The 21328-nt window shown below is 58.7% G+C and carries 18 protein-coding genes; 9 read left to right on the plus strand and 9 right to left on the minus strand.

Going from position 1 to position 21328, the window contains the following annotated elements; genetic code table 11:
- Positions 1–81: 81 nt before the first annotated feature.
- On the plus strand, positions 82–405 hold the full coding sequence (locus BJF92_RS24835; RefSeq protein ID WP_075632802.1) for a hypothetical protein: 324 nt from the start codon (positions 82–84) through the stop codon (positions 403–405).
- On the plus strand, positions 405–2291 hold the full coding sequence (locus BJF92_RS00315) for a UvrD-helicase domain-containing protein (protein ID WP_075632803.1): 1887 nt from the start codon (positions 405–407) through the stop codon (positions 2289–2291). The genes BJF92_RS24835 and BJF92_RS00315 overlap by 1 nt, the downstream gene beginning before the upstream one ends.
- A 120-nt stretch (positions 2292–2411) precedes the next feature.
- Here BJF92_RS00315 and BJF92_RS00320 read toward each other — a convergent pair whose 3' ends face one another.
- The 6 genes from BJF92_RS00320 to BJF92_RS00345 are packed head-to-tail and all read right to left on the minus strand — an operon-like array spanning position 2412 to position 12011.
- Complete coding sequence (locus tag BJF92_RS00320; RefSeq protein WP_075632816.1) at positions 2412–3470, minus strand: phosphomethylpyrimidine synthase ThiC; 1059 nt, start codon at positions 3468–3470, stop codon at positions 2412–2414.
- Entirely contained in the window at positions 3467–4849 is a 1383-nt protein-coding gene (locus tag BJF92_RS00325; RefSeq protein ID WP_078057743.1) for an SIR2 family protein, read from the minus strand. The genes BJF92_RS00320 and BJF92_RS00325 overlap by 4 nt, the downstream gene beginning before the upstream one ends.
- Before the next feature lie 15 nt (positions 4850–4864).
- A complete protein-coding gene (locus BJF92_RS00330) occupies positions 4865–7828 on the minus strand; it encodes a type I restriction endonuclease subunit R (protein WP_075632805.1) in 2964 nt (987 codons plus the stop codon).
- A 4-nt stretch (positions 7829–7832) separates the two neighbouring features.
- Positions 7833–9008: a restriction endonuclease subunit S gene (locus BJF92_RS00335; protein WP_075632806.1), complete on the minus strand. Its 1176-nt coding sequence runs from the start codon at positions 9006–9008 to the stop codon at positions 7833–7835.
- A complete protein-coding gene (locus BJF92_RS00340; RefSeq protein WP_075632807.1) occupies positions 9001–10503 on the minus strand; it encodes a type I restriction-modification system subunit M in 1503 nt (500 codons plus the stop codon). Before BJF92_RS00340 ends, BJF92_RS00335 begins: the two co-directional genes overlap by 8 nt.
- Positions 10500–12011, minus strand: coding sequence for a type I restriction-modification system subunit M (locus BJF92_RS00345; protein WP_075632808.1), 1512 nt, complete (start codon positions 12009–12011; stop codon positions 10500–10502). The genes BJF92_RS00340 and BJF92_RS00345 overlap by 4 nt, the downstream gene beginning before the upstream one ends.
- Positions 12012–12240: 229 nt before the next feature.
- Here BJF92_RS00345 and BJF92_RS00350 point away from each other — a divergent pair, with 229 nt between their 5' ends.
- Positions 12241–12543 carry a hypothetical protein gene (locus tag BJF92_RS00350; protein ID WP_075632809.1) on the plus strand — a complete coding sequence of 101 codons (303 nt, stop codon included), beginning with the start codon at positions 12241–12243 and terminating at the stop codon, positions 12541–12543.
- A gap of 39 nt (positions 12544–12582) precedes the next feature.
- On the opposite strand, the gene BJF92_RS00355 is transcribed toward BJF92_RS00350, so the two are convergent.
- A complete protein-coding gene (locus BJF92_RS00355) occupies positions 12583–13518 on the minus strand; it encodes an HNH endonuclease (RefSeq protein ID WP_075632810.1) in 936 nt (311 codons plus the stop codon).
- A gap of 340 nt (positions 13519–13858) precedes the next feature.
- Here BJF92_RS00355 and BJF92_RS00360 point away from each other — a divergent pair, with 340 nt between their 5' ends.
- The 5 genes from BJF92_RS00360 (at position 13859) to BJF92_RS00380 (ending at position 19948) form a co-directional block, all read left to right on the plus strand.
- Positions 13859–15058, plus strand: a complete 1200-nt coding sequence (locus BJF92_RS00360; RefSeq protein WP_075632811.1) for a hypothetical protein — start codon at positions 13859–13861, stop codon at positions 15056–15058.
- Positions 15059–15406: 348 nt separating this feature from the next.
- Positions 15407–16522 carry a hypothetical protein gene (locus tag BJF92_RS00365; RefSeq protein WP_075632812.1) on the plus strand — a complete coding sequence of 372 codons (1116 nt, stop codon included), beginning with the start codon at positions 15407–15409 and terminating at the stop codon, positions 16520–16522.
- A gap of 183 nt (positions 16523–16705) precedes the next feature.
- A complete protein-coding gene (locus BJF92_RS00370) occupies positions 16706–17212 on the plus strand; it encodes a hypothetical protein (RefSeq protein WP_075632813.1) in 507 nt (168 codons plus the stop codon).
- Complete coding sequence (locus BJF92_RS00375) at positions 17205–19169, plus strand: ATP-binding protein (protein ID WP_075632814.1); 1965 nt, start codon at positions 17205–17207, stop codon at positions 19167–19169. The genes BJF92_RS00370 and BJF92_RS00375 overlap by 8 nt, the downstream gene beginning before the upstream one ends.
- Complete coding sequence (locus tag BJF92_RS00380) at positions 19166–19948, plus strand: ATP-dependent metallopeptidase FtsH/Yme1/Tma family protein (RefSeq protein WP_075632815.1); 783 nt, start codon at positions 19166–19168, stop codon at positions 19946–19948. Before BJF92_RS00375 ends, BJF92_RS00380 begins: the two co-directional genes overlap by 4 nt.
- A gap of 39 nt (positions 19949–19987) precedes the next feature.
- On the opposite strand, the gene BJF92_RS24840 is transcribed toward BJF92_RS00380, so the two are convergent.
- Positions 19988–20299: a hypothetical protein gene (locus tag BJF92_RS24840; protein WP_143523843.1), complete on the minus strand. Its 312-nt coding sequence runs from the start codon at positions 20297–20299 to the stop codon at positions 19988–19990.
- Positions 20300–20331: 32 nt separating this feature from the next.
- Here BJF92_RS24840 and BJF92_RS00385 point away from each other — a divergent pair, with 32 nt between their 5' ends.
- Positions 20332–20646, plus strand: a complete 315-nt coding sequence (locus tag BJF92_RS00385) for a hypothetical protein (protein ID WP_075632817.1) — start codon at positions 20332–20334, stop codon at positions 20644–20646.
- Between the two features lie 215 nt (positions 20647–20861).
- On the opposite strand, the gene BJF92_RS25880 is transcribed toward BJF92_RS00385, so the two are convergent.
- Positions 20862–21104, minus strand: coding sequence for a hypothetical protein (locus tag BJF92_RS25880; protein WP_245294618.1), 243 nt, complete (start codon positions 21102–21104; stop codon positions 20862–20864).
- Between the last annotated feature and the right edge of the window lie 224 nt (positions 21105–21328).

Raw genomic sequence — 21328 nt, forward strand, 5'->3', positions numbered from 1 at the left:
AAAACACATCACTCATCACGGTCTCCTTTCCGAAACCGTGAATCACATCTCAAACCAAATTAATAGGTCCTGAGCCTAGACATGATGATGATCAAATCTTACCCGGACAGCTATGGTAAGGTCGCGTCGATTGATACGCCGGATGACGCCGACAGCTACAAGAAATCCGTTTTCGGCAAAGATGGTTCTGGCCTGGACGCCTATCAGGCTGCGGATCGCTTCTCTGCCTTAGAACTGGCGCAGTATGACGCCTTGTTCAAGTCGAACAGTAAGCCGGTCTCCCACGTCGAGGCTCTATCGAATATCTCTAGTGATAAGATGAAAGCCGATTGCCCCGAGCCGCTAGTAGCCATGTTTGGACGTTGCCAAGATCTGCTTTCTCCATACATCCGGGGAGATTTCTAGTGTCGATTATCGAGCGAGCCCGATGGCATCCGGGAAATGGTATCAACCTAGACTCTGCAGCCCTGGACGTTGTTAAGAGTGATAAAAGCGCAGCCATTGTTGCAGGTCCCGGTGCGGGAAAGACTGAGCTTCTGGCACAACGCGCCAGCTATCTTCTCGAAACGAACACCTGCAAGGCACCCCGAAGGATTCTCGCGATCAGCTTCAAGCGTGATGCCGCAAAAAACCTGAAGGACCGTGTGACTGCACGGGCGGGTGAAGATCTTGGGCTGCGTCTGGAGAGCTACACCTTCGACGCCTTTGCCAAGAGCATCGTCGACCGATTCCGTTCGGCGCTTCCGGAATGGTGCCGGCCGGAGCGGAACTATGAAGTAATAATGCCACGTTGGCAGGACTGGGATGATTTCGCTGGCCGCCTTCGACGAGATGCCAATATCTCAATAAGCGCAACGGGGCTCGAGCGTGGTCACGCGACACTAACCGCCGAAGCGGGACCGCTGCCGCTCAATCCCAAGAAAGATGATTTCCCTAATCAAGCGGGCCTTCATTACTGGGCAGCGCGTCTGAGAAAGCACCGAACCCACCAGCTAACGTTCGGAATGATTTCCACCCTGGCAATGACGATCCTGGCTCATAATCCTAATGTGCAGTCTGCACTGCGTATGACCTATTCTCATTTGTTTCTCGACGAATTCCAGGACACGACCGGACTGCAGTATGCGTTGCTGAAGCAAGCTTTCCTGGGATCTGACGCGGTGATCACGGCCGTCGGTGACAGCAAGCAGCGAATCATGACTTTTGCAGGAGCCAGATCCGGCATCTTCCAGGAATTTGCACAAGATTTTAGCGCGGATGTCATCGCTCTGACCGCGAATTTCAGGTCCAATCCAAGGATTGTTGCGATCGTAAATGCGATGGCAACAGACATAGAACCTGACGCAGTCCCGGTAACTTCTGCACGCGGTGAAGCTGACGTTCCACGCCTCACAGATGGCGCAATTCATTTCCCGAACGCCAGGGAAGAGGCCACTGCTATCGCCAAGTCCATCGCAGCGGCGGTCGGTTCCGGCCGGTACAAACCTGAGGACTTCATGCTTCTCGCCCGGCAAAGAGCAGACAAGCTGGAGGAAAAACTTGCGTTCGCCTTTGTCGAAGAAGGCCTCACGCTTCGCAACGAAGCGCGATCCCTAGGAGAAATTCAAATCCAGGAACTGATGACCGAGCCGCTACCAGATGTTGTGATCTGTGCGCTCCAGATGGCAATCGATGACCGGAGTGGCGCTCCGTTCCATAGGCTGCGCAACATGATCGGTCCGATCTTTGGTAACCAGGACGACAGGCCATCTGCCGAACTAAAGGTGGAGCAGAAGATCAGAGAGGCAGTTAAGCTCGCTAGAGCCGCTACGGCCAACGCTCCGTCAGGCACCACGGCCGAGAGCGTTGCAACGGGCATCTTCGATTCCCTCGGGACGACTACGCTTTCACAACTGGCGCCAGATTATTCAAATCCTGCTAGGTTCGCCGCCATACACTCCGCAACCATCAAGTTTCTGCAGGAGTGTGCAGACTTGGCAGAGACTTGGCAGGAGGCGATCACGCAGTTCCAGGGCAGAAATCAAGTAAAGCTCATGACTGTTCATAAGAGCAAGGGGCTAGAGGCGCACACAGTATTCTTTCTTCATCTTCAGAATGACGGATTTTTCTCAAGTGCGGACATGGATGAGGAAGCCTTGGCCTTTTTCGTGGCAGCTTCTCGCGCTCGAGATCGCTTTTTTGTAACGACGACGAGCCATGAAATCGGCCGGGTCGCGCGGCTATGGGAGATGGTGACGGCCGCGGAAATTCCTGAACTTGAGGCCAGTGCGCTTGATCGACTCGTGGACTGACAAGCGGTAGTGGGTGCTCACCGAGCAGAACGTAATAGCGGTACCTGAAACACATTGGTGGGCGATGCGACTGCCTAATCGCAAATGTTGCGCGGACGTATTGAGGAAATAATTTCCGCCTTACACTGCGTAAAGCGGACATTGGGCGGCGCATCGATTGCACCCTTTGCTAACCTTTCCATCGACGCAGGTGCGTGTGGCAGCGCGCCGCTCAGTTATTGCTAGATCTTCATCGATCGCTCCGAGCATCTCTATGTCGATCACGTGGGCGGCTATAGCCGCAGCCCTGACTGCTTCGATTGTCGAGGGAATTGTCGGGATATTGCCCGTGTGTTCTTCTCGGGTGACGGCAGCCAATATGTGAGCGGCGCCTTTCAAGCCCATGAGTGTAGCTCCAATGGCGGACGAAACATGATCTTGCCCTACGGCAACGTCTGTGGGGATTGGTCCTAAGGGCATAATTGGGACACCACTTGATGAAAGTGCGTCCGCGATTAACGCAATCGAACTGGGCCGCGCATGACCAGGCGACTCGATGATGACCCCAACCCCTTCACGCTTTATCTGTTGGGCTAGTTCGAGCTGTAGTCTGATTTCGGACATCTGTGCAGCATCGGCGCTATCGAAGATGTTGGCAGACCGGAACGAAGCTCCAAGGCTGATCGTGGTTTTATACTTCAGGCAGATAGCAATGATGTCAGGCAATATGCGCACATAAACGTTTTCCCGGCGTCGCGAGACCGCAAGGTCTTTGATAACAATGCCTCCGCCTCTGGAAGTAAATGGCACTAATCGAGATTGTGCCTGAGTAATGATTTCCTGGGTAGGGGTGGGATGAATGGTGATGATGCCAACCCCACCTTCGGCCTGTTCCCTGACTCGATCTAGTAGTTCTAGTTCGTCAATGCCCTGTTGACGAGGTTCGACCGTGTAAATCGGTAACGTCGCAGCGAAGTACCCAAAATCTAGTATTGCTTTCCAAATGGAAGGGTTGTTTTGGACAATGCTCAAATCGGAAACGATCTGGCATGGCGCGGCTGTTGCACGCAATGCCTCGAGTTTGCGAAGCTGGTCAGAAACGTTGCGACGATGGCTGGCACCGATCAACGCGTTGACGCGAGTTGGCTTTCCGGGACCAACGTCTAATGCAGCACCATCTGGACGAAAAACAAGCGTCACCAACTTTTCCACTGAGGCATTTTTGTTAACACAAGGTCGACGATTTCTGCAGGCTGCATCGGAGTTCCGCTGTCTGTGGAGCTTAGGTACCCGTGGTCATATGGAAGGAGTTTCCGGATATGCGCTATCTGGGCCAGAGAAGCAGACGAACCCGTGCTGGTTTCGGCGCACAGCAAGATGTTGCACCCGAGATCAGCAGCAAGCTCGACCTCGGCCCGAGTTCCCATTCCTCCGTCGAAAGCTAAGACGGTATTAGCCGCTCGAAGCATCTCAGCCCGCCATTCCTTGAGGCGAGGCAAGAGTTCGGGATCATTTGAGAGAGCGGGAACTTGTGCATAAGGATTGGGAAAGTACCGAATCCGCTCTCGGAAATCGATCCTATCCTTGGCTGCCTGATCTACAAACGCCTGTATAAAGCTCCTGCTTGCGCCTGTGGACTGTCCATCAAACAAGACAACTGAAACATCGGTTCGCTTGGCTAGCTCTCTGCCGACTTCTTCAGCCAGTTTGCTGTTTGCGGTATGACCGCCGGTAACATACATCGTTGGTCCTCTGGACCTAAGTGCAATGCTATCCAAAGCAGCCGCGTACTCATCGAAGTTGTTTACGATGGCGCAGTCAATTCCTATTCGCCGCAGGTCCATGGCCCACTGTTGTTGCCTTTGAATGGCATCTGGAGCTTTGCTCGCGTCAGCCTTCCGTTGAAGCATATAACGCTGTTTCGGCACCTTGTGCGCCAGCCTTCGCGCCTCGACTAAAATGCTGGCTATGTTAGGATCACCGTAGCCGTAGCCTGCGAACAGAAATGTTTTTCGCTGAAGATCGCTTCTCAGTCGCTCCGCCATCAGTGGATGTTTCACGAAATAATCTTCGAAATCTTCACGCGTAATGACGAGCTCATCCGCAGAGGAGCGATTTATGCATCCGTGCGCCTTAATAATTTCGCGTCGCCCCGGTTCATGGTGGTGCGCTATGTCTGTGTCTCTCGAATGCACAACAGGAGCGCCAACCGGGTAGGCCGTTTCCAAAAGATCGTCGTAGTTAGTAGTCCAGACCAGATCGATCGCGCTCCGGGCGAGCGACTGATGATAGTGATTTGGTTTTGACTTCGACTGTTTGATTGCGGTTTGTATTCTAGCGAACAACGAAGTGCGAGATCCAGCAGACATGTTGACGATATATTGGGCGATCCCTGGAAGGTCGTCCTCCTCCGTGATCTGCAGCCCCATAGGCTCCGCTAACGGACGCAACAGATCCATCCAGTTCGGAAGCTTTGAAGGAGTGGAGATGCCCGCGCCGACAAACGCGGCAGCATTTCCGGTAAATGCCGCCTTACTTATTTCTTCAACAAGCGTTTCCGTTGATATCGTCGGATTCATCAAATGCCTTTCTGCTCAGTAATATTCCCGAATATACCCGTACGCCTTTTCGAACAGCTCAGCGTCCTGATGAAGCTTGTACCGGAAAAGCGTCAAACGCAGTACCTTCTTAACTTCTCGCTCACCGGCATGGGTTGCTTGCCATCCATCAAACCTGACAGCGCGAACGATTTCGTCGATATCATCGACGACTCGCTTGACCATCACGGGCGTATCGCCGTTTCGTGCGTCTTCAAACAGCCCTGTTAAAGCAGCCTTGCCGCGATCAATGTCCTCTTCCTCCGGTGTTTCGCGTTCGGTCTTCACCACGTCCTTCGCCAGCGACAGAAGCTCCTTCAGGAAGTCGATCGACAACAATAGTCCTTGCTGATGCCGGTTCTTCAGGTCTTCCAAGCGCTCACCCAACGCCTTGAACTTCGGATTTCCTGAATGCTTCCGAAGGCGACCCGCCAACTTGACCGCGATTTCCTTGGCCTTCCTTTCGGGATCAGGATTGCCAAGCACAGTTTCAAGCAATTCGGCATCTAGGACCAGAGTATCGAGATCGTCGCGGACCGCGTCCACATGCACATTTTCATGTATCAGCTCGATGGTCTTGGCGCCCAGTCGATGCCAGAGCAACCGGCCGGTTCCGCTCGACGGCTTCAAGGATTCGTAGACCTGTCCCAGCCACCGGTAGTCACCTTCGTATTTTGAAAGGACTGGATCAGGTGACAGTGCTTCCCAAATGCGAGCCAACACACTGAAGTCCGCTGCAAAAGCGTCACGGAGTTCATTATTGGGGATGCAGTCCTGCGCAGCGATCAGGCCCTCGTAGCCGGTTAAACTGCGGTCCACGCCCGCGAAATAGGCAAGACACTTCTGCAGGGCGGCCGGCAGGGCGTTGATCAGTTCGGCGATGTTCGACACCGCCTTTTGAACGCCTTCCTCGTCGAACTTCAATGCCTGCGCCACATCGTCGAAGATGCCGAGGTAGTCGACGATCAGGCCATGCGTCTTCTGCTCGCCATAGGGGCGGTTCGTACGGCAAATCGCCTGCAAGAGCGTGTGGTCGCGAAGCGGCTTGTCCAGATACATCGTCTGGAGGATAGGCGCATCGAAGCCGGTGAGCAGCTTCGAGGTTACAATAATGATCTTCAACGGGTCCTTCGGATCGCGGAAGCGGTCGAGCAGCTTTTCCTCGGCATCCCGGTCGCGCTTGTAGGGCGCATATTCCGGCTCACCGCTGTTGACGGAGATGACAACGTCAGAAACCTCGGGCGGCAGGAGCTTGTCCAGCTCCTGTTTGTAAAGCAGACAGCTCTCGCGGTCGAAGGTCACCACCTGCGCCCCGAAGCCATTCGGGGAGACCTTCTCATGGAAGTGCTTGGCGATGTCGGCGCAGATAGCGCGGATGCGCTCGGGAGCCTTGACCAGGATCGACATCTTAGCAGCCGCCTTGCCAAGCCGATCCCGGTCCTCGTCGGTGAGGCCCTGCGTTAGTTCGGCATAGGCTTCCTCGATGGCCATCTGGTCGATGTGCAGATCTACCAATCGCGGCTCGAAATGCAGCTCCTTCGTTGCCCCGTCGCGGATTGAATCGTTCAGGCCATAGCGGCTCATGTAGCCGCCTTCATCTGTGTCGGCACCGAAGGCGTAGAAGGTGTTCTTGTCGGCGCGGTTGATGGGCGTGCCGGTCAGGCCGAACAGGAACGCGTTCGGCAGCGCCTCGCGCATCTTGCGACCAAGATCGCCTTCCTGGGTGCGGTGCGCCTCGTCCACCAGCACGATGATGTTATCGCGGTCGTTCATCACGCCGTCGGCCTCGGCGAACTTATGGATCGTCGTGATCACCACCTTGCGAGCATCCTTGCCCAACAGATCGGCCAGCTCTTTTCTGCTTTCAGTGCGAACCATGTTCGGCATGTCGGCCGCATAGAAGGTGCCGGAAATCTGGCTGTCGAGGTCGATCCGGTCTACCACGATCAGCACCGTGGGGTTCTTCAGCGCCGGGTGCAGCCGCAGCTTGCGCGCGGCGAACAGCATCAGCAACGATTTGCCCGACCCCTGGAAGTGCCAGATCAGCCCCTTGCGCGGCTGGCCCGCCACGACCCGCGCGACGATCTTGTTGACGCCGTCCACCTGCTGATAGCGGGCGATGATCTTGATGCGGTGCTTGCCCTTCTGGGTGGCGAAGGCGGTGAAGCTGTCGAGCATATCCAGCACCATCGCCGGGCGCAGCATCGAGGCGGCGGCCTTTTCCACCGCGCCCATCGTCTGCGGCCCGTCACCGTCGCGCCAAGGGCCCCACATATCCACCGGCATCCGGACCGAGCCGTAGCGAAACTCCTTGCCCTCGGTCGCAACTGAGAAGACGTTGGGCACGAACAGCTCCGGCACGTTCCGCTCATAGTCGTCATGCACCTGCAAGGCGGCGTCGAGCCAGCTTTGGCTGGACCGCACCGGCGTCTTGGCCTCGATCAGGACCAGCGGAATGCCGTTGACCAGCAGCACCAGATCGGCGCGCTTTTCCGTCTTGCCCGCGCGGATGGTGAACTGCTGGGTGACGACAAAGCTGTTCTTCTCGATATCATCGAAGTCGATCAGGCGGATGGTGACGTGTTCGCCATTCGCGCCGAAGGGCATCGAACGTTCGCCCAGTGCCCAAGCGGCAAATTCCTCGTTCGCCTTCACGAGGCCATCCGACCGCGCACCCATGACGATGGCGCGCAGGCGGTAGAGCACGTCATCGGCCCGGCCGAGGTTCGCGGCGATGTCGGGGTTCAGGCGGATCAGGGCGTCGCGCAGATGGGCTTCGACCAGCACCTCTTGCGGCTGGCGGGGAAGGTCGGCCGGGGCGACGTAATGCCAGCCGAGGCCCGCGATCCTGCCGCCCGTGCGGGCGAGGCCGATGGAGAGTTGCGTCGGGCGGGCCGAGGCCGCGCCCGCGAGAAGGTCGCGCAGATGCGCTTCGACGGTGTTGGACTCGTTGAACGCCATCAAGCTATTCCCTTGAAACTAATGCGGTGCCAGCCAAGCTGCGATACAGCTCCTGCTGAGCAGTCAACCTGAGCTTTGCCTTGTCTATTTCGGCCTGAACTGCATGCACCTGCGCAACGGCCCCTAACTGCTGTTCGAGAGATAGCAGCGGAATCGTCAGCTTCGAAATTAGATCGGTGTTCAAGTTGGGCTGGTCGCCGCCGGCAGCAATTGCATTGCGCAGATACTCAGTCATCCCGAAAAGACGGAAATACAGAAACAGAGGGTCTATTCTCGGATCAAGGTCAAGAAATGCTGCAACGCCGTCATTAGCGCAGCCAGTGATGCGCAAAATTTTCGGAACGCCAAGCGTCCAACCACTATTGGACAGAATAACCGTGCCGGAGGGGATTTGGCGGCTGAAGCTGGCCCCAAGTTCGGTCAGTTGTGCCTCGGTAGTCTCCAGATAGACACCGTCATCCTTGGTGATTTCTCCAACGGTGATCCATGGAATGTGGTCGCCACCAAAATAGCGCGGGTCGCCTGCTGGACGTGGGGTTGAACCACGAACGACGTTCGAAATCTCTCCCAGCCGAACCAATTCCGCGCCATCAGAACCATCACCGCCAGTGACAGCAAGAACCACTGAAGCTCGAAGCTCACGCAGCCGAGATAGGAGATTAGCCATCGCTTCGGTGGCGCTACGACCCGCACTCATGACCTCTACCAACCGCGCCTGCTCCTGGATCGGCGGCAGCAGGAACTCCTCCGCCGCCAGCGCTTTCCAGTTGATCGTGGGCGACAGCGACCCGACCGAGATGCTCAACGCCCGTTCCATGAACAGGTCGCTCTGCATGAAGAAGGGCAGAAACTCGGGCAGCACCGCGCCGGACTTGGCGCGCAGCACCATGGCATGTGCCGAACAGATGCCCTCGAAATCCGCCACCGCCACCTTGCGCTGATAGACGCGCCGCTTGCCGAAGATGATGTCGCCCGGCTGGAACCGCAGCTTGGTCGATTCCACATCCGTGGGTTCACCCCAGCGCCGGATGCGCAGGCTGTCGGGATCGAGGTGTTCCAGCCCGACATAGCGATCCACCCCGGCCTCGGCGGGGTTGTCGACCCGGTCGTTGATCTGTGTGGCGATCTGGTCGAACCGCACGCGCGTCCACCCTGCCTTGGAAATCGGCCGCTCAAGCATCGGCATCCTCCCCAGGCGTCAGGCCATCGAGCATGTCCACCAGCGCGTCCATACCCGACCAGAACTCGCGCCCGTCCTCATCAAACGCCGCCCAAGTCGCCGCCAGTGTGGCACCGCCACCCGCCATCGCCCCGTTGGGCCGCTTCACATAGCGGGCAATCGACAGGTTGCCGTCGGCCGCCAGTACATCGGTCACCTCCGCCACCGCGGCAAAGCCGGGCTCATCCGCAAAAGCCTTATAGGCCGACAGGATGCGTGCCTGATGATCCGGGCGCAGAAAGCTTTGCGCCCGTTCGCGCGCAATCTCGGCCACCGCATCGATGAACAGGATGCGCCCCTTGCGCGCTTCGGGTTTCTGCAACCGGCAGATCACCACGCAGGCCTCCATCGGCGAGTTGTAGAACAGCCCGGGCCCAAGCCCCAGCACGCATTCGACCCGGTCGGATTCGACCAGCCTGCGCCGCATCTCGGCCTCTTCGTTGCGAAACAGCACGCCATGCGGAAACAGGATCGCGCAGCGTCCTGTCCTCGGGTGCATCGACGACAGGATGTGCTGGAAGAAAGCGTAATCCGCCCGCCCCTGCGGTGGGGTGCCAAGGAAGTTGCGCCCCCAGGCATCCTGCTCCCACGCACCGCGATTCCATTTCTTTATGGAATAGGGTGGGTTAGCCAGGACCACGTCGAAGCTGCGCAATCGGTCGCCTTGCACGAAGGCCGGCGTGGCCAATGTGTTTCCGCTGGCAATGTGGAAATCGTCTACGCCATGGATGACCAGGTTCATCCGCGCGATGGCGGCGGTGATGGTGATCAGCTCCTGCCCGTAAAGGCCGGTGGTGCGGATGTCGCCGCCACGCCGTTTCACCTCGGCCAAGCAGGAAATAAGCATGCCACCGGTGCCGCAGGTCGGGTCATAGATGCTTTCGCCCGGCTGGGGCTCCAGCATCTGCGCCATCAGATGAACGAGGGTACGGTTGGTGTAGAACTCCTGCGCGGTGTGGCCGCTGTCATCGGCGAATTTCTTGATGAGGTATTCGTAGGCGTTGCCAAGCTCGTCCTCCGGCACGGCAGCGAGGGTCAGGTCATGTTTGGAGAAGTGCTCGATCAGGTTCTTCAGCGTGCTGTCGGGCATCTGGGCCTTGTCGGTCCAATTCGCATTGCCGAAGACACCCTGCAGGCGTTCGGGGTTTGCGGCCTCAATGGCAAGGAAGGCCGACAGCAGAGCCCGCCCAACATCGCGGGATGCAGCGCGCACGTCGTTCCAATGCGCGCCTTCGGGGATCACGAAGCGGTCGTTGGCAGTAGCGGTGGCATAGCCCCCATCGCCAGTTTCGTTGAGCGCCTGTTGGTAATCCTCGTCCCATACGTCGGACAGGCGTTTGAAGAAGAGCAGCGGGAAGATGTACTGCTTATAATCGCTAGCATCGATCAGTCCGCGCAGCAGCGTGGCGGCACCCCAGAGATAGCTTTCGAGATCGCGTTGGGTTAGCCCACTCATTGCAGCCACCCTCCCTCAGTCAGAACCTTGCGCAGGTGGTCTTCAGCGGCTCGCGCATCGGCAAGCGCGGTCTTGAACGCCTCGACGGCCTCCGGTAGCGCCGGAATGTCCTGGCCGATCGGCGGCAGGACGTAGCGTGATATATTCAGCGTCCAGCCTTCCTTTTTGATTTCGTCAAGGGTCGCGACTTTCGCGCGATCCTCCACGTCCTCGAAGGTGCGGTACCAGGCGACGATCTGGTCGCTGTGCTTCTGATCGAGGAAGTTCTGCGCCCGCCCTTTGCGGAACAGACTGGAGGCGTCGATGATCAGGACCTTGTTCTTCCGGGCTTCGGCCTTCTTGCGACGCAGAATGACGACACATCCAGCGAGCTGCGTGCCGTAGAACAGGTTCGGCGCAAGGCCGATGACCGCCTCGACCATGTCCTTTTTCAGCAGGGCCTCGCGGATCGAGCCTTCGGCCGCCTTCCGGAACAATGCGCCTTGCGGCAGGACGACGGCCATGCGGCTATTTCCTGACGATGCCATGGAAGCGATCATGTGCTGAACAAATGCGTAGTCGCCATAGCTCTCCGGGGGGATGCCGTACAAGGCGCGGCCCCAAGGGTCGGTCTCCCATAGATCGCGGCCCCACTCCTTGAGCGAGAACGGCGGATTGGCAATTACACAGTCGAAAGTGGCGAGGCCGCCCGTGCTGGAGTCCGTGAAGGCCGGGTTGCGCAACGTGTCCTCACGAGCGACCTCAAAATCCTCAATCCCATGAAGGACGAGATTCATTCTCGCAATGGCCGCGGTAGTCAGATTCTTCTCCTGGCCATAGATCTTGCCGTAGAACGTCCGGGGGTCGCCACCTTTGCGGATCACGTGCTCTATGGCGCCGAGCAGCATACCGCCGGTACCACAGGCGGGATCGTAGATGCTCTCTCCTTCCGTTGGGTCAAGGATCTCGACCATCATCCGCACAACGCTTCGAGGCGTGTAAAATTCCCCTGCTTTGTTTCGACGGGTCACGTCGGCAAATCTGCCAACCAAGTACTCGTAGGCGTCGCCTAGAACGTCGGTGGTTACCGCCTTGTTGCCGAGCTTGATCTCCGTGAATCCTTCGACCAAGTCCTTCAATAGCTCATCGCTGAACTTTTCCTTGTTGCCCCAATCAGCCGATCCAAAGACTCGATAAAGCGTGTCAGGATTCGCGCGTTCTATATCCTGCATTGCTTTTTGAAGTGCCGAACCCACGTTGGTGGCGACCTGTCGAATGTCCTTCCAGTGGCACCCCTCAGGGAGAACAAATCGGTGCACCTCGGGGAACATTGACGGATCAGCCTCGCCATAGGCCTCACGAGCTTCCTCGGTCTCCTCGTCCCAGACATCCGAGATCCGCTTGAAGAATAGCAGTGGAAGAATGTAGCCCTTCCAATCGGTCCGATCGACAGCCGATCCACGCAGCGTGTTCGCCGCGTCCCAAAGGGCAGATTTCAGTTCCTGTACGCTCACGTTCGCAATGCTCATTCGCTCATTTTCGGCTTAGACCGTCGCTTCTATTCGAACGTTCCAGGATTGCCCACAATATTCAACTTTCCTGTCTCGGCAATCCAGAGCTGTCGTCAACGATAGAGCGCCTATGATTTAGTGGCGTTTCATTTACCAGTTCAGGATTTGAGACTTGTATATGGGTGCCTGCAAATACAAAAGGTTGTGGCTTGTAGGAAGCGCCGAATTTCAGAAAGAAGCCATTAGAATGCTGGATATCAAGTTTACGTGCCCAAACCCTCGTTGCGAGGGGTTTGAGATCCAAGCAGAAATTGATGATATTCAATACGATATAGCCAAGCAGGAAGATCGCGACTCGGTTCTCACAATGCAAAGCCGCGTCATCTGCGGCTGTGGTGACGAACCGTATATGGTGGAGCTTGTTGCAATGGGCGGTGAGAAAACAGTGAGCGTCCTTGAGCACCCAGACATTCGCGTGAAATTCAATGACAATAGTGGCGACTACACAAGCGAGATGATCGATTTATTTTACGCGCCGCCCGACAAGTGAATTCCGTGCCAGATTTCCGCGGAAATAATTTCCGCTACTTCACCCCTTGAACACCTTCTCGCGGTGGTATTGCAGGAACTGCGAATGTGGCCGCTCGTCCGGGCGTGACGGTACAAGCAGGCGCCGCTCGGGATTGATGAGGCGCGTGATGGTATCCGGCACGCCGCCGCTCGCGATCAGCAGGTTGTAGTCGTCATCGACCGAGATCAGGCCGCGGTCGAACATCCAGTGGACGGTGCCGGAGAGTGCGAGGCCGTTTCGTACGCTGTCTGGCCCTCGGTCGGCTACCGGGCGGATGTGTGCAGCCTGGACCTCCGAACGGCCGCCGCCATTGATCAGCTTTAGGCCCGTGACGGCGCAGGTGTCCTGATAGGCCGCCTTGATCGCCACGGAAAACGCGCGGTCGCGAAAGGGGCGCTGCACCACCTGAGAGACGATCCGCCGATCTGTACTGTCGACTTCGTAGGGGATCTGCGGGTTGTCACCAAAGCCGATCCGCGCCTCCTCGACCGGATCGGGCGCTGGACGTTCTCGATCCCGTCGCCCGAGCACATGTGCGAAGCCTGCGGCGAGTATAAGGTCATACCCGGCGTCGGAAATGTTGCGCACGGCGCGACCGAATGCGCCCTTGTTCGTTGAACCGTCCTCCTTGCGAAGACCGCTCTCGTAGTAGTGGTCGGCCTCCTTGAACGGCACGGCATGATCGAACGGCAGAAAGTCATCAATCAGCGCATAGAAATGGTCGGCCTTTGACGGATCCTCAATGATGTCGGTGATCCTGGCAGTTGCGAAATATGCCTGTTTGCCGCCCGTCTTCATCAGATCGCCGCTTGGCCGTCGTGGCTCGTAATAGACGATCCAGTCACCGCGCGCGGCCTCGACCTGACGCAGATAGGTGCGCGGAAAGTGATACCGCTGCTCCGGAAGGTCGTCATAAGTCGGATCGACCTTGGTGGTCAGAATTGCCTTCGCCATGAGTGCGCTCTTCCACGCAGAAAACGTCACCGGTCCATCTTCGCTACCAGGCCGGACGGGATGTGGAAAGAGGCAAGGCCGGTAGCGAAGACGGCCAGAAACCGACGGGTGCGGCACTCGCATTAAGTGTGAACGTTGCTTGTCTCAACGAAAAGCAAGAATCTGTCAAACTGGGGCTGGTGCGGTCATTTTTGAAGTAAAACAAGTATTGTTTAAAGTGTAATTCTCGGCAATAATTTATTGCAAAACTGCTGGTTGGTTTAATTACTTGGCGTTTATGAGATAATGGAGGGGCAAGGTCGGATGGACTTGCGATATCCAAACAAAACGGAGATAGACTGTGAAAAACAACACCAAAGCTTCTGCTCTCGCCTCTGCTGCCTCTGCCTTCTACGTAGCTAACTCGATTGCTGAGGATGTGAAGCCCGAGCTTGAGGAAGCCGCCAAGCTCTTCATCGGCGCGAGGCGCAGGTCGACTGAAGAGGCCTTCGAGTGCGGTGGGCGCTTCGAAAAGCTTGCCCTGCTGCTCCCGGAAGGCACGTTAGAGAAATGGGCCGTCGAGTGCTGTGGCTACACTGCACGCCACGTCCGGACGCAGCGTGCGGTCCACCGCAACTTGGCTCCTTACAAAGCGGTGCTCATCGAACTCGCTGTCGGTCCGACTGTCCTCGGAAAGCTGAGTGCTGCCACGCCGGAGCAGATCGAGCAGGCCATCGGCTTTGCCAGCACGCATGATCGGCTGCGCGTTCAGGACGTCACGGCGATCATGTCCGGGTCGAAGCAGGACCTTGAGGAGAAGCCCGAACTCGATCCGTACGATGTCGGTGGGCCTGCTGGGCTCAAGGCGATCATCGCCATCAAGGTACGGGACGGCATGAAATCTTTCGTGGGGCATATCGAAGAGATCCGCGCCCATGTGCTCGAGGCTTTGCCGAAACACAACATCGTCAAGAAGGACCTCGCCGCGAAAACCCACCTCACGGCACGCCTCGCGCACCGCGAGCTGCAAAGCCTCATCCAGTTCGTTACGCCGCATCCGAACGACAAGCATGACACAACGGTTACGGTACTGCCTGAAAAATCCGGTTGGGAAAAGGTCAGCCGGTTGCTCTACAAGATGGGCAGCGAGACTTCTTGGCCTGACAAGGCCGAGCTTCGGACCTGGCTGGAGACAGAGGTCGTGCCGCTGCTGAACTGGGCCGCGCCCGAAAAAGGCGAGGCGACCAGGCCGGAGGTCAAGGCTGATGTTGCAAAGGGCGTGGTCGCTTCTGCCAAGGTTGTCGCGGACGCTTCGGCCCCGGCTAAAACCTCGGCCTCGCCTAAGGCAAAGGCATTGAGCAGACCGTCGTTGGAGGAGAACCTCGCAACGCTCACGGATGGATTTGCCGCCATCATGACCGGCGACTTCAAGGTGCCTGCATCTGACGATGACGCCATCCCTTCGGTGGCCGAGGCGCTTGCCAAGCCTGAGAAGCGCTTTCAGCGCCCGGCGTTCATGGACAAGATCAAGCGGACTTCGCCACCGACGACCGCGGCGTGAAGCGGCAACGAGAACTGGAGGGCCGGATGCCCGGCATTCCATCAACATCGAGAGGGCCGCTTGTCGGCCCTTTCTCATTGGCGGCTTCGGTCGGGCATGATGATCGCTGAAGCGGTTGCCTTGCACCTGTCGCAGGCGCCCAGTGGGTCTCGGTTTAGAAGTCGCCGTGAGCCCGGCATTAACCTTGTACCGGCTTCGTTCTCTTTTTGCAGTCCGGGACCTTGAGCCCGGTTCCGGGTCCTGCCAGGGTAAGTGCGTTCCGGATGGCCGGAACAAAGCGGCCCCTGCCGATGCTGGACACATCGACAAGGGCCTGACCGTCAACCTTGTACAAGAAGGAATCGGGCTATGAGCACGAATACCGTTTCTGTTCCCTATGGGGAAGTTCTCCGCTCCATGATCGCCGCGACTGATGCTGCCGCAGCTTGCGGGTCCCGCCCGCGCCCGTTGGGCTTTGGCCGCAATGCGGCTCCGACTGCGGTTCGCGAACCGGCGGTGCTGCGCCGTCACCCGCATCTGGTTCGCTTCGCCGATGTCGAGGCCGATCTTGATTTGCTGATCGATCGCGCCATTGCCGCCGTTGCCGACGGCGAACCGATTGAGGACGCGATCCTCGGTCACTACGTTCATATCGCCTCGCTGGTGCGGGCGGTGTCGTTCCGCGAAGGCAAGCTGCTGGAGCAGGCGGTCGAACGGCTGGCGAAAGCCAATCCGAACATCCTCGTTCTGACCCAGTCGTTGAAGCTGCCACTGGTCAAGGCGGCCATGGAAGCGGTGGCCGGAAACGACTGGTCGAGCCTCGATGGCGTGAAGCTCGATTGCGAGGCGCCGGCCAAGGGCAGCTACACGCCCGACCTCATCATCGTGAACCGCGTCCGGCACACGGCCTACATCCTCGACTTGAAGCGGTCGTTGGCGTCCTATGGCGACACAAGCCGGCTCGAAGAGTTGAAGCTCAAGATGATGGCTTCGGCCATGGTCCTGCCGGACTGGCTCTACAAGAACCAGAAGCGGCTGATGGTCGATGCGGTCGAGGTGGCGATCGTCGATGGCGCCAGCCGACCGAGCGATCATGCTACCGGCATCTGGGCGCTCTCCGAGATCGACGACCTGCTGGAGATCGATGGTGTGGCCGCCTGCATGGCCGAACTTCGTCTGCGCTTCGGCATCCGGGTACAGCAGCTTCTCGAGGCCGAAGCGTGCAAGGCGCTTGGTTTGGACAGGGCGCCCGTCATGGATCCGGCAGTGATGACAACGGCCGCGACTGCGGCGCTCCATCCGCGGATCAACCTCAATGGACCGAGCCGGAGTTACGAAGAAGATCTGGCTGCCCGGTCTTGCGACGATGACGATCTACGCGATCGCCTCGATGATGACGGCTTCAGGGACGCCGATGAAACCGAGGATGATGAACCGGTCCCCATGTTTGTGCGGGTGGGCTTTGCCCGGCGCCCCCGGCACTGATCGAACACGTCATCCGACTGCCGTTGATGCCTGCTGCCTGATGGCCTGACCGCCGCGCCCTGACGCTTGGCGTCAGGCGCCTGATGTCGACCGTCATGCGTGCCCATCAGTCCTTAGGGCCGGCTTTCCCATTCCATCTCTCATTGACGCTGGACCCGAGTGTGGTTCGGCGAAGGAGTGTCCATGACTTCCGACATCACCCCGGATGTGCCGCCGCGCATCCGCTGCGAGGCGATCAAATCGCCCTCGACGTCACTGAACCCTGTCTGCCATCATTCGCATGGCACCGTCCTCCGCTATCCCGGACCTGCTCGCCATGATCCGCCCATCGACGATCCGGCCTTCCTGATCGGACTGGCGCTTGGTCATGTCCGGCAGGGCGATGGTCTGACCGGCACCGTGCCGGACACGGTCATCAGCCGACTGCAGACGCAGGCCGAGCGTGGCAATCCCGCCTGCCGTCTGATGCTCGACTGGCTCGCGCACCGCAACCGCGATCTGCTTGCTTCGGCTCGACCCGATCCGAGCCAGCCGCATCCGACCCAGCATTGCCTGGGCCGTCGCCGGATCCGGGAGTGTCGCCAAGCCGCGCCGGGGAGCTTGAAGAAACACACATCAAAGAAGGCGGGATCGTCCGATCCCAAAACGGCAATTATTGCCGCGATGACGGAGGGCCGGATCGATGAATAAACTCGCCCGTCTTCTGTTGCGCCGTCTCGACCGCGTCGCCCGGCGTGAAGCCCAGCGCAATGCCCATGCCAATGGACTTCTCGCCATGAAGATCGTCGAGGTCGATGGTCATGTTCTTCGTCGCTACAGTCCCGCATTCGATACCGATCGCATGCGCGGTGATCGGGATCGGGACCTCGCCTGGATCCGCCGTACCTTCGCGGCCTATCTGTTGCCGCCACCCCAACAGTCCGACATTGTGGTGACTGAGGGGAAGGCGTCGACAGCGTTGCTGCCGTCCTTAGACCGGTTCGGTCAGGTGTCAGCCGAGGATCATGCCGCAGCAGTCGATCACAGACGCCGTGCCTATGCCGTCGGCCTTGTTGGCCGGGCGGGCAGGGCTCCGCTGGTCAGTAACGTCGTTGCAGCTCTGGTGCTGGCGCGCGCGATCGAGAACACGAGCATGCCGCTTGCCAGGATCGTCCAGACGATTGCCATGGCGGCGCCCGTGATCTGCCTGCACGCACCCGTGCCCGGCTTCGAACGAGCTATGCGGCGGCTGCTCGAATTGCCGGGCTTTCTTCCCGGGGCTGTCCCGAACGGCATCGACGGTGACTATGTCTATGACGATAGCAGCTTCGCGGTCGCCGACGGCACGGGGCGTGCGTACATCCAGTTCATCGGCGAGTCGATCCATCGCCTGACAGGCGCCACGCTTCAGCGGCGACTGGTCAATGCGCTGACGCGGGATTATCCGGTTGTGGCAATCTCGGAGACGGCACAGCACATCCCATCCGAAATCAGCATCGCCGCCGATATCGCCCTGGTCGGCGGGTTCCTCGACTACCCCTTCATCAGCATGATGCTTGAGGCCATGTATGGTGACACCGGTCTGGCGGCGCTCACCCGATGGACCAATGCCTATGACTCCCATTACCTGACCATCGACGACGTGGTGCTGGCGTTCCGGCCGGGTCGCGGCGCGTCCGAGGTGATCGACGTGCTGGCTTCGCTGACCGAGCGCAATCGTGTTGCCGCTCGCGATGGTGATGATGACGACGACGAGCCATCATCCAAGGCCACCGGCAAATCCTCGAAATCGAAACAGGATGGTGCAGCGTCGGAGAAATCCTCATCCGGAAAAGACGGTGGCGGCGGATGGAAGCGTGACAAGCCGTCGGGTGCCGAGGTCATCCAGCCGGAGCCCTGGGGGCCGGGGGAAGGCGATCGCCCGGCGCTGATGGTCGAGACGCTCTCCGGATACGGCAAGGCCAAGACCTGGGCGCTGGATCTGAAGGCTGATCTCGCCGATCACAGGGCAGGGGCTCTCGCCTGGTCTGATATGAGCACCAAACTATTGCTGTATGGACCGCCAGGAACCGGCAAGACGACGTTTGCGCGGGCGCTGTGCAACAGCCTGCAGGTGCCGCTGGTCGCCACATCGGTCTCGACCTGGCTGCAGGGCGGCCATCTCAACGATGTCATCGCCAAGATGGCCAAGACCTTTGCCGAGGCCCGCGCGATTGCCCCGTCCATTCTGTTCATCGACGAGATCGATGGCATCGGCAAGCGGCAGCCGGCAGAGCGGGAATATGCGGACTACTGGAATACGGTGGTCAACAAGGCGCTGGAGTTGCTCGATGGTGCCGTGAAAAGTGAAGGGCTGGTCATCGTCGGGGCGACCAACAGGCCGGACCAGATCGATGACGCGATCAAGCGCTCAGGGCGATTGGAGACGCACATCGAAATCCCCATGCCCGACATCGCAGCGCTTGCGGCCATCTTCATGCATCATCTCGGTGACGATCTGGCGGTGCTGGTTGGCGATGCTGGAAAACTGAACGGCGAAGCTCACGACGAGGTGGAGGCGGACGTCGCGGGACCGCATGTGGAAGGCCCACCGCCACCAGAAAATGATGCTGACACAGACAGCGATGAGCACGGTTCAGGTGACACCCGGAAAGGAACGACGACATGACAACGACATCGAAGCATGTGGAACCGGCCACACCTGAGGCGGCCGTGTCGGTGTTAAAGCGGCTGGCAACCAGGGCGATGGGCCTGACCGGCGCCGACATCGAGCGGATCGTTCGCCAGGCACGCCTGAAAGCCCGACGGGAAAAGCGGCCGATCTGCTATGAAGATCTCGAGGAAGGCATCCGCATGGATCGGCCCCAGGTGCCTTACGATCTGCGCTGGCGGTTCGCGATCCACGAAGCCGGACATGCGGTCGTCCATCATGCGCTGCGGCTCGGCCCGATCCATGGCCTGAACATCGACACATCCGGAGGCGGTGGCTATAGCCAGCTCGGATTCACCGCGTCCGGCAGCGATACGCTCGGCTATCGCGAGGATATGCTTGCGATGTTGATGGCCGGACGGGCAGCCGAACAGATTGTGGTCGGCAAGGTGTCCGCCGGATCGGGTGGTTCCGACGACAGCGATCTGGCGCGGGCCACGAAAATGGCGCTCGCCATGGAGCGTTCCCTTGGCTTCGGCGCGATCCAGCCGCTGCTCTATCGCGAAGACCGTGACCCGACCGCTGTGCTCGACAGCAATCCGGATCTCGCGGCCCGCATTCATGCACGATTGGAGAGGGCGCTCGGGCGGGCAGTCGATGTTCTGAGCAAGAACAGGGACAAGCTCGATGCCCTTATCAAGGCTCTATTCGATGCCCAGGCGCTGGATGGAGGTGCAGTCGCGCAGCTTCTGAGACAGGGTGATCGGAAGCACGTTGATCGGACGGCGGGAAACTGACAGCATGCCGTCCGAACAGACGGCGCCTGGCGCCCGGTGCTAGGGCAATGATGTGACCTGATCTGGCTTGAGTTGGCTTGCATTGCGGACGACTTGTCTCAAGTCGCCCGCAATCTGAGACAAATTGCGCTCATTTGATTCCGTGGTCTGGATTTTTGATTCAAAGGTCGAGGAGGCTGATTCAGCAACGGCGTTTGCCTCGGGGTAACTTGTGTCGATGCGACATGACGTGCCCGCACGTTGAGACAAATTGCGGTCTTTTGATTCAAGTTTCCAAGCCGCCGATTCCGAACTCTGGAATTCCGATTCCGCCAAACGGCGCTTGCGCCGGTCGGCCGGTCCCTCGACCATGAAGGAGGCCGAGGAGCAGGAGGGTGGAGATCATGAGCATGAAGATGGCAAGGCAGCGGCAGAAGGCGCTTCGCGACGCCAACAGGCGGGCACGGCGTCCCGACCGCGACGATGTTGCAAGGGTGGCGTTGTACTGGTTGATCCGCCGCGCCGTGGACAAGGGCCAGGAGGCCGAGCTTGAGACGTTCCAGGGCGTGATCGTCTCCATGCTCACCGAGCAGGGCTTCGATGAGCGCGAATGCGATGCCGTCTTCGATGACCTCGTCGCCAAATACCGATCCGGTGGGCTTCCCTTCCGTAGGAAGCTCCATCTGCTCTTTCCGGACCGAAACGAACGGGAGACGTGAGCCGTCACTCTATCGGCCAGGTGACGTCCTTCACCGTCGTCTTCTCACGTTCCTCGCGCCGAACGGCGTTTGCTCTTTGGATACCTGCTCCCCCCATTACTTCTTAAAACGCCGTTTGATTCTGAATCGATTCTCCAGAGTGCGATAACGCACCCGTCGTGTTGCTGCGCCATGAAGCGAGGCAAGGTGCGGAAATTATTTCCGCCTCGGTTTCATCACTTCTTGCCTTCACGTGCCCACGGCGGTGGTTGCTTGTTTTCGACCCAAGGGAGGAGTTGCAATGGTTTTCGCTCGATGCCCGCCGTGATGAGAGGGTAGTGCTTCAAGGCCTCGCGCATCAACGGAAGGCCTGCCGGATTAGTGTAGCGCGTGTTTGTTTCGCTACCCTCGCTTAGCCGTCCGGAAATGTCATCGATCACCTCCGTCGAGACGCCCGCCTGCTTCAGCGTATCAGCCATGCCATGCCGAAGCGCGTGAATAGCACGTGACCACATGTTCTCACCAAGCGCCCCCTGCATTACAGGAACGAAGGTATCGTAGAACCGATCGCCCGGGTCGTTGTCCGTCTTGTCCGAGAAGAGGTCCGGGAAGAGAGCTTCGTAGCCTAGGCTCAGGACTCATAAATCACAACCAAAAGATAACGGTTGCAGCGATGCATATGCTTGAGAAGAAGGTATGCGCG

The sequence above is a fragment of the Xaviernesmea rhizosphaerae genome, from assembly GCF_001938945.1.
Lineage (GTDB): Bacteria > Pseudomonadota > Alphaproteobacteria > Rhizobiales > Rhizobiaceae > Xaviernesmea > Xaviernesmea rhizosphaerae.

Coding starts and splice junctions, on each gene's coding strand:
- BJF92_RS00330 (WP_075632805.1), bottom strand. CDS start 7,828: ATGGCGTTCAACGAGTCCAACACCGTCGAAGCGCATCTGCGCGACCTT.
- BJF92_RS00375 (WP_075632814.1), top strand. CDS start 17,205: ATGAATAAACTCGCCCGTCTTCTGTTGCGCCGTCTCGACCGCGTCGCC.
- BJF92_RS24835 (WP_075632802.1), top strand. CDS start 82: ATGATGATGATCAAATCTTACCCGGACAGCTATGGTAAGGTCGCGTCG.
- BJF92_RS00365 (WP_075632812.1), top strand. CDS start 15,407: ATGAGCACGAATACCGTTTCTGTTCCCTATGGGGAAGTTCTCCGCTCC.
- BJF92_RS24840 (WP_143523843.1), bottom strand. CDS start 20,299: ATGGTCGAGGGACCGGCCGACCGGCGCAAGCGCCGTTTGGCGGAATCG.
- BJF92_RS00350 (WP_075632809.1), top strand. CDS start 12,241: ATGCTGGATATCAAGTTTACGTGCCCAAACCCTCGTTGCGAGGGGTTT.
- BJF92_RS00370 (WP_075632813.1), top strand. CDS start 16,706: ATGACTTCCGACATCACCCCGGATGTGCCGCCGCGCATCCGCTGCGAG.
- BJF92_RS00325 (WP_078057743.1), bottom strand. CDS start 4,849: ATGAATCCGACGATATCAACGGAAACGCTTGTTGAAGAAATAAGTAAG.
- BJF92_RS00385 (WP_075632817.1), top strand. CDS start 20,332: ATGAGCATGAAGATGGCAAGGCAGCGGCAGAAGGCGCTTCGCGACGCC.
- BJF92_RS00340 (WP_075632807.1), bottom strand. CDS start 10,503: ATGAGTGGGCTAACCCAACGCGATCTCGAAAGCTATCTCTGGGGTGCC.
- BJF92_RS00335 (WP_075632806.1), bottom strand. CDS start 9,008: ATGCTTGAGCGGCCGATTTCCAAGGCAGGGTGGACGCGCGTGCGGTTC.
- BJF92_RS25880 (WP_245294618.1), bottom strand. CDS start 21,104: ATGGCTGATACGCTGAAGCAGGCGGGCGTCTCGACGGAGGTGATCGAT.
- BJF92_RS00380 (WP_075632815.1), top strand. CDS start 19,166: ATGACAACGACATCGAAGCATGTGGAACCGGCCACACCTGAGGCGGCC.
- BJF92_RS00345 (WP_075632808.1), bottom strand. CDS start 12,011: ATGAGCATTGCGAACGTGAGCGTACAGGAACTGAAATCTGCCCTTTGG.
- BJF92_RS00355 (WP_075632810.1), bottom strand. CDS start 13,518: ATGGCGAAGGCAATTCTGACCACCAAGGTCGATCCGACTTATGACGAC.